At 62.8% G+C, this 269-nt stretch carries 1 rRNA gene and 1 pseudogene; both read left to right on the top strand.

Features of this window, described 5'->3' with window-relative positions:
• Positions 1-181 (top strand): annotated as a pseudogene (locus tag ABGA94_RS20535) (hypothetical protein); the annotation flags it as partial.
• Positions 174-269 (top strand): 5S ribosomal RNA (gene rrf, locus ABGA94_RS20530); the annotation flags it as partial. The pseudogene ABGA94_RS20535 and the gene rrf, both read left to right, overlap by 8 nt.

Here is a 269-nt window from a genome sequence, read left to right as displayed (position 1 = left end):
CACCTGGCCGAAGGACGCGGCCACCTCGGCGTTCAGCCTGTTCAACGCGTGCGGCATCCTCTGCATGATCGTGGGTATTGGTGCATCACGGCGGCTGGCGGATCGCTTCGGCAAGCGCGATGTCTTCGGTGGCGCCTTGTCCCCCGGGACGAGTGCGACTCTCCAAAAGCCTCCCTGGTGAAATTAGCGCTGTGGAACCACCCGATCCCATCCCGAACTCGGAAGTGAAACGCAGCTGCGCCGATGGTAGTGTGGCTCAAGCCATGCGA

The sequence above is a fragment of the Stenotrophomonas sp. 3diitr2024 genome (assembly GCF_042136455.1).
GTDB classification, from domain to species: domain Bacteria; phylum Pseudomonadota; class Gammaproteobacteria; order Xanthomonadales; family Xanthomonadaceae; genus Stenotrophomonas; species Stenotrophomonas sepilia.
This window is presented reverse-complemented; position numbering and strand designations above follow the sequence as displayed.